10 protein-coding genes are annotated in these 14,929 nt (G+C 69.3%); 4 read left to right on the plus strand and 6 right to left on the minus strand.

What is annotated here, in order from left to right; all coding sequences use genetic code 11:
- Nucleotides 1-48: 48 nt before the first annotated feature.
- Both DID99_RS19960 and DID99_RS19965 read right to left on the minus strand, forming a co-directional pair.
- Nucleotides 49-909: a MurR/RpiR family transcriptional regulator gene (locus tag DID99_RS19960; protein WP_044847909.1), complete on the minus strand. Its 861-nt coding sequence runs from the start codon at nt 907-909 to the stop codon at nt 49-51.
- 63 nt (nt 910-972) lie between these two features.
- Complete coding sequence (locus DID99_RS19965) at nt 973-1,326, minus strand: YgiW/YdeI family stress tolerance OB fold protein (protein ID WP_044847908.1); 354 nt, start codon at nt 1,324-1,326, stop codon at nt 973-975.
- A 225-nt stretch (nt 1,327-1,551) separates the two neighbouring features.
- On the opposite strand from DID99_RS19965, the gene DID99_RS19970 reads away from it, so the two are divergent.
- The 3 genes from DID99_RS19970 to DID99_RS19985 all read left to right on the plus strand — a co-directional run bounded on the left by DID99_RS19970 (nt 1,552) and on the right by DID99_RS19985 (nt 4,647).
- Nucleotides 1,552-2,214: a response regulator gene (locus DID99_RS19970; RefSeq protein WP_044847907.1), complete on the plus strand. Its 663-nt coding sequence runs from the start codon at nt 1,552-1,554 to the stop codon at nt 2,212-2,214.
- Nucleotides 2,211-3,587 (plus strand): ATP-binding protein, encoded by a 1,377-nt coding sequence (locus tag DID99_RS19975; protein WP_124667373.1) that lies wholly within the window; start codon nt 2,211-2,213, stop codon nt 3,585-3,587. The genes DID99_RS19970 and DID99_RS19975 overlap by 4 nt, the downstream gene beginning before the upstream one ends.
- An 859-nt stretch (nt 3,588-4,446) precedes the next feature.
- The gene (locus DID99_RS19985) at nt 4,447-4,647 is read left to right on the plus strand and encodes a membrane protein (protein ID WP_044847905.1); all 201 of its coding nucleotides are present in this window, start codon (nt 4,447-4,449) and stop codon (nt 4,645-4,647) included.
- A 520-nt stretch (nt 4,648-5,167) separates the two neighbouring features.
- Here DID99_RS19985 and blaPEN-bcc read toward each other — a convergent pair.
- A complete protein-coding gene (blaPEN-bcc, locus tag DID99_RS19990) occupies nt 5,168-6,061 on the minus strand; it encodes a PEN family class A beta-lactamase, Bcc-type (RefSeq protein WP_124522455.1) in 894 nt (297 codons plus the stop codon).
- A 116-nt stretch (nt 6,062-6,177) separates the two neighbouring features.
- On the opposite strand from blaPEN-bcc, the gene penR reads away from it, so the two are divergent.
- A complete protein-coding gene (gene penR / locus DID99_RS19995) occupies nt 6,178-7,068 on the plus strand; it encodes a beta-lactamase transcriptional regulator PenR (RefSeq protein WP_124485311.1) in 891 nt (296 codons plus the stop codon).
- A 494-nt stretch (nt 7,069-7,562) separates the two neighbouring features.
- On the opposite strand, the gene DID99_RS20000 is transcribed toward penR, so the two are convergent.
- From DID99_RS20000 to DID99_RS20010, 3 genes are all read right to left on the minus strand, one after another.
- Complete coding sequence (locus tag DID99_RS20000; RefSeq protein WP_044847902.1) at nt 7,563-7,817, minus strand: hypothetical protein; 255 nt, start codon at nt 7,815-7,817, stop codon at nt 7,563-7,565.
- A 100-nt stretch (nt 7,818-7,917) separates the two neighbouring features.
- Nucleotides 7,918-10,143 (minus strand): amylo-alpha-1,6-glucosidase, encoded by a 2,226-nt coding sequence (locus DID99_RS20005; protein ID WP_124485310.1) that lies wholly within the window; start codon nt 10,141-10,143, stop codon nt 7,918-7,920.
- A 156-nt stretch (nt 10,144-10,299) separates the two neighbouring features.
- On the minus strand, nt 10,300-14,929 hold a 4,630-nt coding region (locus tag DID99_RS20010), incomplete at its 5' end, for an autotransporter domain-containing protein (RefSeq protein WP_124667374.1).

The following is a 14,929-nucleotide window of genomic DNA, read 5'->3' on the forward strand; positions in this document are numbered from 1 at the left end:
GATCAAGGAGAAAACGTGAGCGGAAGACAGTGGAAGCCGCGCGTGCGGCTACACGACATACGCGCCCTTCGCATGCAGTTCCGCTTCCGTGCGCTCGAGCGCCGTGATCGCATCGCTGCCTTCGAGCGCCAGCAACTGCGCGACCAGCGCCTCGGCCATCGCATGCGCGGCGACCAGCGACGGAAAGAACGACGGGCTGTCGTGCGTGAAGATCAGCTGCGCGTCCGCATGCAGCGCGATCGGCGACACCGCGCTGTCGGTGATCGCGACGATCCTGCTGCCCTGCGCCTTCGCCGCCTGCGCGACGCGCGTCGCTTCCGCCGAATACGGCGCGAAACTGATGATCACGGTCACGCTCTGCTTCGCGATCGTGCGCAACTCCATCTCGAGCGAGCCGGCGACACCGTTGAGCAACGACACGGTCGGCCGGAACAGCCGGTAGCCGTACACGAAACCGAACGCCACCGGATAGCACGACCGGAACCCCGCGACATGCACGTGCGACGCCTTGCGGATCAGCTTCGCGGCGTCCGCGAGCGCGTGCCCGTTCTGTGCGGCGGTGGCGGCAAGATTGTGCTGCTGTGCGGCGAGCAGGTCGTGCGCGAGCGACGCCTTCGCGTCGGGCCGCACGAGCGAACGCGCACGCTGCGTGAGCGGCTCGGGACGCGTGCGCACGCGCGCGACGCACAGGTCGCGCAGCTCGTTCCAGCCGGGGAAACCGAATTGCTGCGCGAGCCGCACGAGCGATGCGGGTTGAACCTGCGCGCGCTGCGCGACCTTGCGCATCGACGAGGTGGCGACCTCGTCGGGATGATCGAGCAGAAATGCAGCGCCCGCCTGGAATTGCGGGCTCAGTTCGGAAAATTGCGCCCGGATCCGGGACGCGAGTTCATCGAAATTGGCAGCCATCTTGGTGAGAACGGGAACCGGTCGTCCATGGTATCACCGGCCCCGTGCACACCGGTGCACCGCTCAGCGCAGCACTTCCACGTGATCGGCGTCGACCTTCACCTTGCCCGACCACTTGCGCTCGAACTCGCCGGTCAGCTTCACTTCGTTCTTGTCGCTGACAGGCTGGCCGGCCGCCCACAGCTTGTGGTCGATCTCGACGCGGATCGTGCCCGTCGCATCGGCGAACTCGTAGTCCTCGCCGCCGGCATGCTTGACGATGCGCCCCTGCAACTGCACGTGCTGGTCGTCCTTGCCGTTCGCGAGCAGTTCCTTCACGGTCGTCGTGGTCAGCGCGGACGGCCCCGTGTATTGCGCGTAGACGGCGGCGGGCAGCACCGCAAGCGCGACCGCCAGGATTCTCGTCAGGTGTTTCATGATCTCGTTCCTCCATTTTTTCGAGTGCGTCGCGCTCCGTTGAACGCGACGCACTCAGATTACGGACCGTAAGATTAAGCAAAGCTGAAGACCGTGCGCCGCGGCATGCCGTCGCAACGTTCCGGTGCGCGAACGCACGCAGGCGCCCGTGTTTAAGCTCGGCCTAAGACACCTGCGCTTATCATGGGAACCCCGGGCGCCCCGCCCGCCAACAGACACGAATCCATGCGCGTACTGCTCGTCGAGGACGATCCGCTGATCGGCAGCGGGCTCGAACAGGGCCTCAAACAGGAAGGCTTCGCGGTCGACTGGGTCAAGGACGGCGACGCCGCGACGCTCGCGCTGCGCTCGACCGGCTACGGCCTGCTGCTGCTCGACCTCGGGCTGCCGAACCGCGACGGCCTGTCGGTGCTCGCGTCGCTGCGCCGCCGCGACGAAACCCTGCCGGCGATCATCATCACCGCGCGCGACGGCGTGCCGGACCGCATCGCCGGCCTCGACAGCGGTGCCGACGACTACCTCGTCAAGCCGTTCGTGCTCGAGGAACTGCTCGCCCGCATTCGTGCGGTCAACCGCCGCCACGCAGGGCGCGCGCAGACGACGCTCGCGATCGGCCCGCTGCGGCTCGATCCGGTCAAGCACCTGGTCTGGCTCAACGACGAAGAAGTCACGCTGTCGCCGAAGGAGTTCGTGCTGCTGCACGAACTGATGCGCGACCCCGGCGCCGTGATCTCGCGCGAACAGTTCGAGGAACGGCTGTACAGCTGGGGCGAGGAAATCGAGAGCAACGCGGTGCAGGTACACATCCACAACCTGCGCAAGAAACTCGGCCACGACATGATCCGCACGGTGCGCGGCGTCGGCTACCGGATCGGTGACGCCGCATGATGCGTCTGCAACACGCGATCGCGCGCTGGCGCAGCGCATCGCTGCGGCGGCGCCTGTTGACGTGGCTGCTGCCGGCCGCGTGCGTGATCGGGCTGGTCGCAAGCGCGGGCACCTACTGGGGCGCGCTGCGCGAACTCGACGATCTCCTCGACGACCAGATGCGCAGCATGTCGAAGCAGATCGTCGTCGGCCCGAACGGCGAACTGTCGTTCCGCAACCATCGCGACGGCAAGCACGAATTCGAGGCAGGCGACCCCGACGCCGTGCTGCTGCAGGTCTGGCGCAACGGCACGCTGGTGTATTCGACCGATCGCAAGTCCGCGCTGCCGCCGCCCGCGCAGACAGGCATCGGCAGCGTCGACGTCGGCGGCCAGCCGTGGCGCACCTACGTGACCGAACGCGGCGGCACGACGATCCGGCTCGCGCAGGCGCGCCACGCGCGCTGGGAAGCGATCGCGGGCATCGCGGTGCACCTGCTGTGGCCGGTGTTCTCGATGCTGCCGGTGCTCGCGATCGGGCTGTGGTTCGGCATCGGCGCGGGGCTGCGGCCGCTGCGCACGATCGCGGCCGGCCTGAAGCGCAGGAATGCGAACAATCTCGAGCCGGTCGACGTCGCGTCGATGCCGAACGAAGTCCGCCCGCTCGCCGAAGCGATCAACGACCTGCTCGCGCGGCTCGACCGTTCGTTCACGCTGCAGCGGCACTTCATCGCCGATGCCGCGCACGAATTGCGCACGCCGATCATGGGGCTGTCGATCCAGTCGCAATTGCTGCGGCGCGCGTCGACGGCCGACGAACGCGAGCAGATCCTCGCGCAGATCCATGCGGGCACGACACGCCTCGGCCACCTCGCCGAACAATTGCTGACGCTCGCGCGCCTCGAACCCGACGCGCAGGCGTCCGCCGCGACCTCCGCGCCCGTCGATCTCGCCGCGCTGTGCCGCTCGGTGGTCGCCGATCGCACGCGCGTCGCGGATGCGCACCGCATCGACCTCGGCGCGATCGTGTCGTCGCCGGTGATGGCCGCCGGCAACATCGACACGTTGCGCGTGCTGCTGAACAACCTCGTCGACAACGCGATCCGCTACGCGGGCGTCGGCGCGCGCGTCGACGTGTCCGCGCGTCTCGACGGCGCGACGCCCGTGCTCGAAGTCGCCGACGACGGCCCCGGCATTCCGGAAGCCGAGCGCACGGACGTGTGGGAACGCTTCTATCGCGGCGAAGGCGCGCAGGCGGTCACGTCGTCGGGCAGCGGGCTCGGGCTGTCGATCGTCAAGCGGATCGCCGAACAGCATCGCGCAACCGTCGCGCTCGGCACGACGCAAGGCGGGCGCGGGCTGACCGTGACGGTGCGCTTTCCGGCGCCGGCCTGACACACGCCCGACGGGCGGCTTTTCCACAGATTGTGTTGGCAAGCTTGTGGACAACCGGCCGCTAACGGCAGCAAACCATTGATCCGAAAGGGTTTGGCGCTCGTGCGCAGCGAATGCGCCAACCCGCGTCGAGCAGGCGCTCGCCTCGACGCGACATCGCGTACCGATCCCTTCCCTCCGAGTCGTCGCCGCACTACTTGCAGGGGCGCCCAATGCCACATTTCAAATCGATGGACCCGAACTTCCCGATCCGGCAACAGTTCGGCGTCGACGCGCAACCCGTCGTGCTCCTCAACATCTTCACGGCGGATCCGACAGACGAGGCGGTTTGCACGATGTGCCGCGCCGCGCAATCGCCACGCGGACTTCTCCACAGAAAATGTTGGCAAGCTTGTGGATATCCTGCGCACCGCAACGCTAAGCCGTTGATCCGACGGACTTTGGCACGCGTGATGCAGACGCGGCGCGCGCCGGGCCGTCACACGCGCCGGTTCGCCGCACTTCGCATCACGATGCCACGTCGATGCCCCAATGATGTGCGATGCGATCGTCGAAGCACTTACCCACAGATTTTGTTGGCAAGCTTGTGGATATCCTGCGCACGCATCGGCTAACCCGTTGATCGGCCAATGATTCATGCGCCACGTCACCGTTGCGGCAGCACGCGGTTCGCCCGCGCGCGCAGACGGACGATCCGGCGCAACAGCGGCACCCTGCCCGCCGTTTGACGCCCGCACCTGCCACGCGTCACGATCACACGAGCCGCACGCGCCACGCATCGCGAGACTTCACGCAGCGGCACCACGGTGCCGGCCGTTGCGCCCGCATCGGACAACGACACATCATTCCGAGGAAGACCATGGAACACTTCACCGCAGGGCAGTTGATCGTCTCGCTCGTGCTCGTCGCGATCGTCGTCTATCCGTATGTCCGCATCGTTCGGCGTACCGGGCATTCAGGCTGGTGGATCCTGACGATGTTCGTCCCGGTCCTGAACTTCATCATGTTGTGGGTGTTCGCGTTCGCGCGCTGGCCCTCGGTCGACGATCGGCACGGCTGAACATCGGGCGGGCTTGTCCACAGATTGTGTTGGCAAGCATGTGGATAGCCTGCGCATACCGCGATCAAGCGCTTGATCCGTAAGACTTTGTCCGCGCCGCTTCGAATCGGGCACGCGGCCACGCGATGTGCCGTTCACGCATCGTCACGCGACGCGACGGACCGCATGTCGCGCGCGCCACGCCGCTTGTCCACAGATTTTGTTGGCAAGCGTGTGGATAGCCTGCGCATACCACGCACAAGCGCTTGATCCGAAAGGTTTTGTCCGTGCCGCTTCGAACCGGGCAGGCAAGCCTCACGCACGCCGGCGCCGCGCCCGCTGCGCGATGAACGCAGCCGCGCGTGCGCTTGTCCACAATTTTTGTTGGCAAGGATGTGGATATCCTGAGCATGCGTCATCTAAGTCGTTGATCGCACAACGTTTCGACATGCCGGTCACGACTGCGGCACGGCGTGCATTCATCGACACATCGCTTCATCGTTCCGTGCATTCATCGATGAACGCACGCCGCGCCGCCCGCTCACGCGAACGTCGCGACCGCGATACGCGCGGCGGCCGCGATCACGTCGTCCTTCGCCTTCGCATCGGCACGCGTCTGCGTGTAATACACGGCGAGCACGATCGGTGCGCGCGACGGCGGCCAGATCACGCCCGCGTCGTTCGTCGTCCCGTAGTCGCCGGTGCCGGTCTTGTCGGCCACCTGCCACCCGGCCGGCACGCCCGCGCGAATCCGCTTGTCGCCGACCTTGTTGCCGCGCAGCCAGGCGACGAGCTGCGCACGCTGCGCGGGCGGCAGCGCGTCGCCGAGCGTGAGCACGCGCAGGCTCGCAGCCATCGCGGCCGGCGTCGTGGTGTCGCGCGGGTCGCCCGGCAACGCGGTGTTCAGTTCGGTCTCCCAGCGATCGAGCCGGAACGTGTCGTCGCCGATCGAACGTGCAAACGCGGTCACCGCCGCCGGCCCGCCGATCAGCTTCATCGCCAGGTTCGCGGCCGAGTTGTCGCTGTACTGGATCGCCGCCTCGCACAACTCGGCGACGGTCATCCCGGTGCCGACATGCTTGCCCGACACCGGCGAGTAGTTCACGAGATCGGACTGCGCAACGGCCACGCGCTGCTGCAGCAGCCCCGGGCGCTCGACGCTCTGCGCGAGCACCGCCGCACTCAGCATCGCCTTGAACGTGCTGCAGAACGGGAAGCGCTCGTCCGCGCGATGCTGCACGCGCCGGCCGCCCGCGGTGTCGATCGCGCACACGCCGAGGCGGCCGCCCGCCGCGCGCTCGAGCGCGGCAAACGACGTCGCGGACGAAACGTCCTGCCCGGCAGCCGGCGGCGACGCGCACGCGCTGACGGTCAGGACGAGCGGCGCCGTCGCGGCGGCCAGCAGCAGGGTTCGACGTTGCGATGAGTAGGTCATGGGGTGTCTCTCGTGGTGGAATGGATGCAGAACGGCCGGCCGGCGAGACAGCACTATCGTGACTTTACGGTTGCCTGACAAGCAACGATAATTGAGCGCTGACAAAAGAAATTCTTATGACGAAGCTCCGCCCTCACCTTCCGCTCAATGCGTTGCGCGCGTTCGAATCGTCGGCGCGCCACCTGAACTTCACGCGCGCCGGCCTCGAGCTGAGCGTGACCCAGGCGGCCGTGAGCCAACAGGTGCGCTCGCTCGAGGAGCGGCTCGGCTGTGCGCTGTTCACCCGGTTGCCGCGCGGCCTCGGGCTCACCGACGAAGGGCGCGCGCTGTTGCCGGTGCTCAGCGACGCATTCAGCCGGATCGAAACCGTGCTCAAGCAGTTCGACGGCGGGCGCTTCCACGAAGTGCTGACGCTCGGCGCGGTCGGCACCTTTGCCATAGGCTGGCTAATGCCACGGCTGAAGCGCTTCGGCGACACGCACCCGTTCGTCGAGCTGCGGCTGCGGACCCACAACAACGTCGTCGACCTCGCGGCCGAGGGTCTCGATTTCGCGATCCGCTTCGGGGAAGGCAACTGGCCGGCGACGCGCAACGAGCGGCTGCTCGACGCCCCGCTCACCGCGCTGTGCGCGCCGGAGATCGCGCGGCGCCTCGCGCGGCCGGCCGATCTCGCGAACGAAACGCTGCTGCGCTCGTACCGCACCGACGAATGGCTCGGCTGGTTCGATGCCGCGCCGCTCGAACCGTGGGCGGTGAACGGGCCCGTGTTCGATTCGTCTCGACTGATGGTCGAGGCCGCGATGCAGGGCGCCGGCATCGCTCTCGCGCCAGCCTGCATGTTCGCGCGCGAACTGCAGCTCGGCCTGCTCGCGCGGCCGTTCGACATCGACGTGCGCGCGGGCGGCTACTGGCTCACGTCGCTGAAGTCGAAGCCGCTCTCGCCGGCGATGACGCTGTTTCGCGACTGGATCGTCGCGGAAGCGGCCGATACCGCGCCGCTCGAATGATGCGGCCCGGCTTGTCCACAGATTGTGTTGGCAAGGATGTGGATATCCTGGGTACCCGAGGTCTAACCCGTTGATCGCGCACGAATTATCACGCCGACGCACGCAGCGGGCAGCCCGTGCGCAAAGGCTTCGACGCCGCGGCTGCCGCGCGCCGGATCGTCAACCATCAGGAAGCAATCACGTCAGACTTATCCACAGATTTTGTTGGCAAGCCTGTGGATATTCCACCAATGTGACGCGTAACATCCTGATACAAAAGGGGATTCAGTAGATCGGGCCAGACAGGTCAATGACGCGTCATCGTGTGCGGCCTCGCGGCGCCGCTTGCGCGGCCGGTCGGGGGCCGGCCGGTTCTCCACAGATTGTGTTGGCAAGCTTGTGGATATCCTGCGCACCAGCCGGCTAACTCATTGAGCGCACGGGGTTTTGTGCGCGCCGTGCAGGATTGGGCAGCGCCGGCGCGGGCCAGGCGGCCGACGCCGGCGGCCGCTTCGTCAATGCCGGTCGAGCCCGCGGCGCAATTCGCTCGCCTTGTCGCGCAGCGCCTCGTACCCGGAGCGCGCATGTTCGGGCAGGTCGGGATCGCCGATCAGCGCGCCGAGCGTTTCGATCAGGCTGAACAGGATGCCCTTCGCCGCGCCAGCCGCGATGCTCTGCGACTCGATCGACTTGTGCAGGTGGTCGACCGCCGCTTCCAGGTTCTCGAGCTTCTTCTGCTCGCCGTCGTCGGGCCGGTTGTCGGTCGTCATCGTAGGTGCCTCCGCCATCGTTCAAGGGTCATGTCACGATTCTATGCCGCTGCGTGCGGACGTGGCACGACATCGCGCAACGTCCGTGCAGCCGCATGCGCTACAGCACCGCGACCACCTTCACCCGCCCCGGCTGCTCCGCGGACGCGATCACCTGGCCGTCGACGCGCCGGAACGTCAGCGATACCGTTTCGTCGCCGACGCGCAGTTCGTCGATGCGCAGCCAGTCGACACCTTCGGGCAGCGCCGGGCGCTCGACCCGCACCTCGTGGCGCGCCGCGTCGACGCTCACGCCGAGACACGCCTGCAGCATCATGAACGGCGCACCGGCCGCCCACGCCTGCGGCAGGCACGCGACCGGATAGGCGGTCGGCGGCTCGCCGCGCCGGCGCGGGAACCCGCAGAACAGCTCCGGCAGCCGCATCTCGAAGCTGACCGCGGCTTCGAACAGCGCGCGCAGCAGGTTCACCGCGGCCGTCTTGTCGCCGTAGCGCGCGAGCCCGCGCGCGATCAGCGCATTGTCGTGCGGCCACACCGAGCCGTTGTGATAGGCCATCGGGTTGAAGCGCGGCTGGCCGGCCGCGAGCGTGCGCACGCCCCAGCCCGTCTGGAACAGCGTCGAGCCGAGCACGCCGGCGACCGCCGCGCCGCGCTCGGCGTCGGGCAGGCCGAACGCGAGCAGATGGCCCGCGTTCGACGCCAGCACGCGGCACAGGTCGCCGTGACCGTCGAGCGCGATCCCGTAGAACTGGCCTTCCGGCATCCAGAACAGCGTCTCGACCTGGTCGCGCAGCGCCTTCGCGCGCAGCGCATAGCGTGTCGCGTCGGCCGCGTGGCCGCGCCGGTGCGAGCACATCGACATCGCATCGAGCGCCGCGCACGCATACGCCTGCACTTCGACGAGCGCGATCGGGCCGTCGGGAAAACGGCCGTCCGCATGAAACACCGAATCGTGGCTGTCCTTCCAGCCCTGGTTCGCGAGACCGCGCTCCGACGTGCGCTGGTAGTCGAGCAGCCCGTACGGATTGCGGTCGCACTTGTCGATCACCCACTGCGCGGCGCGCTCGAGCGCGGGCCACAGCTCGTCGATCAGCGCATCGTCGCCGGTGTGTTCGACGTACGCGCCCGCGAGCACGATGAACAGCGGGGTCGTGTCGACGCCGCCGTAATAGAGCGCGAACGGCACCTCCCCCGTCGCGGCCATTTCGCTGCGGCGGAATTCGTGCATGATCTTGCCGGGCTCCGCATCGCGAAACGCGGACGTCTCGCGCGCCTGGTGCTCCGCGAGAAAGCGCAGCACGCCGCGCGCGAGCGACGGCTGCAGCCACAGCATCTGCAGCGACGTGATCACCGCGTCGCGGCCGAACGGCGTCGAGAACCACGGAATGCCCGCATACGGATACGGCCCGGTATCGAGCTGCGTCGTGAGCAGCCCGAGATCCGCGAGCGAGCGGTCGAGCCACGCATCGAACAGCGGATTGCCGGTGTTCACGCGCGCCATCGACTCGCGGCGCGAGCGCATCTCGCGATGCACGCCGACGAGCGCGGTGCGCAGCGCGACGCGCCCGCATCCCGGGCCTTCACCGTCGTGCGCGCGGCCGAGCGTCGCGTCGACGGTCAGGTAGATCGACACGCACGCCTGCGCGGCGATCGTCAGCGTGTAATCGGCACGATCGACCGACAACGCGTCGGGCGCCGGCGAGAAATGCACGGTCACGTTGCGTTCGACCTTGTCGAGGCCGTCGTAGCGAAGCCGCACCGCACCGCCGTCGACGCGCGGCGCAACCACCGTGCCGCGCTTCGGGCGCTGCGTGCCGCGCACTTCGAACATGTCCTTGAAATCCGCCGCGAACGACAGCGACAGCGGCACCTCGGCCTCGCTCGCGCCATAGTTGGTCAGCGTCAGCGCTTCGTACAGCACGTCGCCCGCGAGCACGCGCATCCGTTCGATGTGGATCACGCCCTCGGGCGTCTCGCGACCGCCGAGCGGCGGCAGCGGGCGGTTCGTCAGATGCGCGGTGAACGACGCGTTGTCCGCGCTCGTCGCGCCCGACAGCAGCGACGGCGCGCGGCCGCCGAACGTCAGGCGCCAGGTCGACAGCACGCGCATGTCGTCGACGAACAGGCCGTCGTCATGGCCGCCGACGTCACCGAGCGCGTCGCTGACGACGAACGCGTCGCCAGATTTCAGGACGTACTGGTTGTTGCGTGCGAGCGCCTGCGGATCGGCTTCGGGCGCGATGAATGCGGGGCCTGTCGCCTGGGTCGGGGGGACGGGCGCGACTTGCGGCGCCTGCGTCGTGGTGGCTTCGGCGTGATTCGGCATCGATGCTCCTGTGTCGAGGCGCAACGCGCGGCGCGCGTCGCGTGTTTCGCACAGGATAGGCCAGAACGGGGGACGCGCGCAGCGCCGAAAAAGACGCGACCCCGATGCGGGCATCGCCGTCGCATCGGGATCGCGCCCAGGCACCTCAGGCGCCGGTCAGAACTTCCACAGGATGTTGCCGAGCACCGCGTTGTCGCGCACGCCGCTGCCGTACTGGCCGCTGAACGTGAGACCGAGCGTCAGGCGCTTCGTGATGGTCGCGTCGATGCCTGCTTCGAGCACCGCGCTGTCGCGCGCGATCGGCACGCCCGACACCTGGAACGACGTGCCGCCGTTCGCGAACGTGAACGTCGACGACGGCCGCACGTTGCCGAACGCATGCCGCCAGCCGACCGTCCCGCGCGCGGTGAACGTGCCGCTCGCGAGCGTGCCGAGCTGCGACGCCGCGCGCACGCCGAGCGTCGAGAAACCGACGTGGGTCGTCTGGCCGCCGGCCTGCAGCGCGGCCGCGCCGCCGGTTTCCGTATAGCCGTCGGTATGCAGGTTCACGTAGGCAAGACCCGCGAACGGTTCGAGCGCGACCGGCCCGACCGGCAGCGCATAGCCGACTTCGCCGAACACCTGCTCGGAATGCGCGTTGTAGCCGACCGAATCGTGATCGGAGAAGCCCCCGAAGCCCGGCTTGCGGTCGCTGTTGATGCGGTACCACGTGTACGACGCGCCGCCGCGCACGCCGAGCGCACCGTACTGCGCGCCGCCGTACAGCGACACGTAGTAGCTGTTGACCGACGCCGACGCGCTCTGGTCGTTGTCGAGCGAGCTGTGCGTGACGCCCGCGGCGAGACCGGCACGCCACTGGTCGTTGAGCGCCATGTCGGCACCGGCGATGAAGCCCGTCATGCTGCGGTTGATCGTCGACGCGTTGCCGTCGCCCGCGAGCCGGCTGCGGCCGCCGAACGCCTGCCCCCAGACCACGGGCTGATACGGCGTGCCGCCGTAGCAACCTGCGCGCGAACCGATCCGGCGTTCCGGCGGCAGCGTCGGATCGGTCGCGCCGGCCGTGTTGTCGCCGCACAGCGCGGCACCACCCGACGACAGCGCGGCGAGCGGCCCCGCTCCGGGCGCGAGGCCCTGGCGCACGCGATCGGTCACGGCTTCGCGCACGTAGCGGCTGTCGAGCAGCAGCATGCTCTTCAGGCTCGCCTGCAGTTCCCCGTCGAGCATCCCGTAGGCCCGCCGCGCGGTGGCCGCATCGGTCGTCAGCACAGTGTCGTACAGCGGGTTGCCCGCGCCGAGCCCACCGATCGCGGTCGCGACCGCACGCTGGTTCGGCGTCGCCGCGACATCGGGCAGCGCCGTGCCGTTCGCGACGAGCTGCAGGTACACGTGGTCCGGATCGTAGCTGAGCGTCGGCATCAGGAACGCGTAGTTCGAATTCACCTGGCTGAACGTGCCCTGCACGCCCGACGATGCGCTGAGGATCGTGTACTTCGTGGTCGGCTGGTAGCTGGCCTGGTTCGCGAGCACCTGCACGGTGCCGCCGTTCAGCGTGGCCGTGCCGCCCGCCGCGATGCTGCCGGCCTGCTGCGGCGTCACCGCGACCTGCAGCGTCGAGCCCGGCTGGAACGTGACGTTGCCGGCCACGTTCAGCGCCGCGCCCGGCTGCGACGCGGCCGCGAACGCGCCGCTCTGCACGACGAAGCCGCCAACCGTGCCGGTGCCCGTCAGCGTCGCGCCGTTCTGCACGGTCACGGTCGACTGGCCGAGCGAACCGTCGACCGCGAGCGTACCCGCCGCGACGGTGGTCGGGCCGCTCAGCGTATTGGTACCGGTCAGCGTCAGTTGCCCGCTGCCGGCCTGGGTCAGCGAACCGGTGCCGGACAGCACGCTCGCGAGCGTCACGTTCGCGGACTGATTGAAGATCAGCGCGCCGTGGTCGACGACATTGCCGACCACGCTGCCCGACGTGCCGCCGTTGCCGAGCTGCAGCGTGCCGCCCGATGCGATCGTCGTGCCGCCCGTATAGGTGTTGCTGCCGGTCAGCGTCTGAATGCCGGTGCCCGCGACCGTCAGGCCGCCGGTGCCGCCGATCGTCCCGCCGAACGTGCTGGCGCCGCTGCCGCTCAGCGCCAGCGCATTCGCGCCGAGGTTCACGGTGCTGCCCGCCGCGCCCGACAGCGCGCCGATCGTCTGCGCACCCGCTGCGCCGCTCACGTCGAACGTCGCACCCGCGCCGGCGAGGTTCACCGCGCCCGTCGACGCGAGGCTGCCGCCCGCGCCGAGCGCGAGCGTGCTGCCGCCGTTGACCGTCGTGCCGCCGGTGTAGGTGTTCGCGCCCGTCAGCGTCTGCGTGCCGCTGCCCGCGAGCGTCACGCCGCCGCTGCCGCCGATCGTCCCGCCGAACGTGCTGGCGCCGCTACCGCTCAGCGCGAGGGCGTTCGCGCCGAGGTTTACGGTGCTGCCCGCCGCGCCCGACAGCGCGCCGATCGTCTGCGCGCCAGTTGCGCCGCTGAGATCGAACGTCGCGCCCGCACCGGCCAGATTCACCGCGCCGCTCGCCGCGAGGCTGCCGCCCGAACCGAGCGCGAGCGTGCTGCCGCCGTTGATCGTCGTGCCGCCGGTATACGTATTCGCGCCCGTCAGTGTCTGCGTGCCGGTGCCCGCGAGCGTCACGCTGCCGCTGCCGCCGATCGCGCCGCCGAACGTGCCGTTGCCGCTGCCGTTCAGCGTCAGCGCATTCGCGCCGAGGCTGACGTTCGTGCCGGCCGCGCCGGTCAGCGTGCCGAGCGTCTGCGCGCCTGCGGCGCCGCTCAGGTCGAACGTCGCGCCCGTGCCGGCCAGGTTCACCGTGCTGCCCGCGGCGAGGCTGCCGCCCGCGCCGAGCGCGAGCGTGCTGCCCCCGTTGATCGTCGTGCCGCCGGTGTACGTGTTCGCCCCCGTCAGCGTCTGCGTGCCGACGCCCGCGACCGTCACGCCGCCGCTGCCGCCGATCGTCCCGCCGAATGTGCCGGCGGTGCTGCCGTTCAGTGTCAGCGCGTTGCCGCCGAGGTTCACGCTCGTACCCGCCGTGCCGGTCAGCGTGCCGATCGTCTGCGCGCCCGTTGCGCCGCTCAGGTCGAACGTCGCGCCCGTGCCGGCCAGGTTCACCGCGCCGCTCGACGCAAGGCTGCCGCCCGCGCCCAGCGCCAGCGTGCCGGCGTTGATCGTCGTGCCGCCGGTGTACGTGTTCGCGCCCGTCAGCGTCTGCGTACCGGTGCCGGCCAGCGTCAGGCTGCCGGTGCCGCCGATCGCGCCGCCCAAGGTATTGCTGCCGTTGCCGCTCAGCGTCAGCGCAGTCGCGCCGAGATTCACGTTCGTGCCGGCCGCGCCGGTCAGCGCGCCGATCGTCTGCGCACCCGTTGCGCCGCTCAGGTCGAACGTCGCGCCCGTGCCGGCCAGGTTCACCGCGCCGCTCGACGCAAGGCTACCGCCCGCGCCCAGCGCCAGCGTGCTGCCGCCGTTGATCGTCGTGCCGCCGGTGTACGTGTTCGCGCCGGACAGCGTCTGCGTGCCGGTACCTGCGAGCGTCAGCCCGCCGGTGCCGCCGATCACGCCGCTGAACGTGCCGCTGGCCGTCCCGCCCAGTGTCAGCGCATTGCCGCCGAGGCTGACGTTCGTGCCGGCCACGCCCGACAGCGCACCGAGCGTCTGCGCACCCGACGCATTGCTCAGGTCGAGCGTCGCGCCCGCGTTCGCGAGGTTCATCGTGCCGGTTGATGCGAGGCTGCCGCCTGCGCCGATCGCGAGCGTGCCCGCGTTGATCGTCGTGCCGCCGGTGTAAGTGTTCGCGCCCGTCAGCGTGGTCGTCGCCGCGCCGTTCTTCACGAGCGTGCCCGTACCGGTAATCGCGCCGCCCAATCCGAGCGCGTTGCTGCCGCCGAGCGTGAGCGTCGCGCCCGCGCCGAGACCGATTGCATTCGCCACCGTCAGGTTCGTGTTCGTATCGAGCGTCGCCGAACCGCCGACATTCAACGCGCCGGTGCCGAGCGCCGCGGCGTTGCCGAGCACCAGTCCGCCACTATTGAGGTTCGTGCCGCCCGAATAGGTGCTCGCGCCGTTCAGCGTCTGCGTGCCGGTGCCGGCCAGCGTCAAGCTGCCGGTGCCGCCGATCGCGCCGCTGTACGTGCCGCTCGCGGTTCCGCCGAGCGTCAGCGCGTTCGCGCCGAGATTCACGTTCGTGCCGGCCGCGCCCGACAGCGCGCCGAGCGTTTGCGCACCCGACGCATTGCTGAGGTCGAGCGTCGCACCCGCGTTCGCGAGATTCATCGCGCCGGTCGCCGCCAGGCTGCCGCCCGCGCCGATCGCCAGCGTGCCCGCGTTGATCGTCGTGCCGCCCGTATAGGTGTTCGCGCCCGTCAGCGTCACCGTCGCCGCGCCGTTCTTCACGAGCGTGCCCGTACCGGTAATCGCGCCGCCCAATCCGAGCGCGTTGCTGCCGCCGAGCGTGAGCGTCGCGCCCGCGCCGAGACCGATTGCATTCGCCACCGTCAGGTTCGTGTTCGTATCGAGCGTCGCCGAACCGCCGACATTCAACGCGCCGGTGCCGAGCGCCGCGGCGTTGCCGAGCACCAGTCCGCCACTATTGAGGTTCGTGCCGCCCGAATAAGTGCTCGCGCCGTTCAGCGTCTGCGTGCCGGTGCCATCCAGCGTCAGGCTGCCGGTGCCGCCGATCGCGCCGCTGTACGTGCCGCTCGCGGTTCCGCCGAGCGTCAGCGCGTTCGCGCCGAGATTCACGTTCGTGCCGGCC

Origin of the sequence: Burkholderia sp. Bp8986 (genome assembly GCF_003854225.1) — a bacterium.
In the GTDB taxonomy this organism is placed as follows: Bacteria; Pseudomonadota; Gammaproteobacteria; order Burkholderiales; family Burkholderiaceae; genus Burkholderia.

What these genes read in the sequence shown, in the direction of transcription:
- DID99_RS19960 (WP_044847909.1), bottom strand. Translation starts at nt 909, where the DNA reads ATGGCTGCCAATTTCGATGAACTCGCGTCCCGGATCCGGGCGCAATTT.
- DID99_RS19965 (WP_044847908.1), bottom strand. Translation starts at nt 1,326, where the DNA reads ATGAAACACCTGACGAGAATCCTGGCGGTCGCGCTTGCGGTGCTGCCC.
- DID99_RS19970 (WP_044847907.1), top strand. Translation starts at nt 1,552, where the DNA reads ATGCGCGTACTGCTCGTCGAGGACGATCCGCTGATCGGCAGCGGGCTC.
- DID99_RS19975 (WP_124667373.1), top strand. Translation starts at nt 2,211, where the DNA reads ATGATGCGTCTGCAACACGCGATCGCGCGCTGGCGCAGCGCATCGCTG.
- DID99_RS19985 (WP_044847905.1), top strand. Translation starts at nt 4,447, where the DNA reads ATGGAACACTTCACCGCAGGGCAGTTGATCGTCTCGCTCGTGCTCGTC.
- blaPEN-bcc (WP_124522455.1), bottom strand. Translation starts at nt 6,061, where the DNA reads ATGACCTACTCATCGCAACGTCGAACCCTGCTGCTGGCCGCCGCGACG.
- penR (WP_124485311.1), top strand. Translation starts at nt 6,178, where the DNA reads ATGACGAAGCTCCGCCCTCACCTTCCGCTCAATGCGTTGCGCGCGTTC.
- DID99_RS20000 (WP_044847902.1), bottom strand. Translation starts at nt 7,817, where the DNA reads ATGACGACCGACAACCGGCCCGACGACGGCGAGCAGAAGAAGCTCGAG.
- DID99_RS20005 (WP_124485310.1), bottom strand. Translation starts at nt 10,143, where the DNA reads ATGCCGAATCACGCCGAAGCCACCACGACGCAGGCGCCGCAAGTCGCG.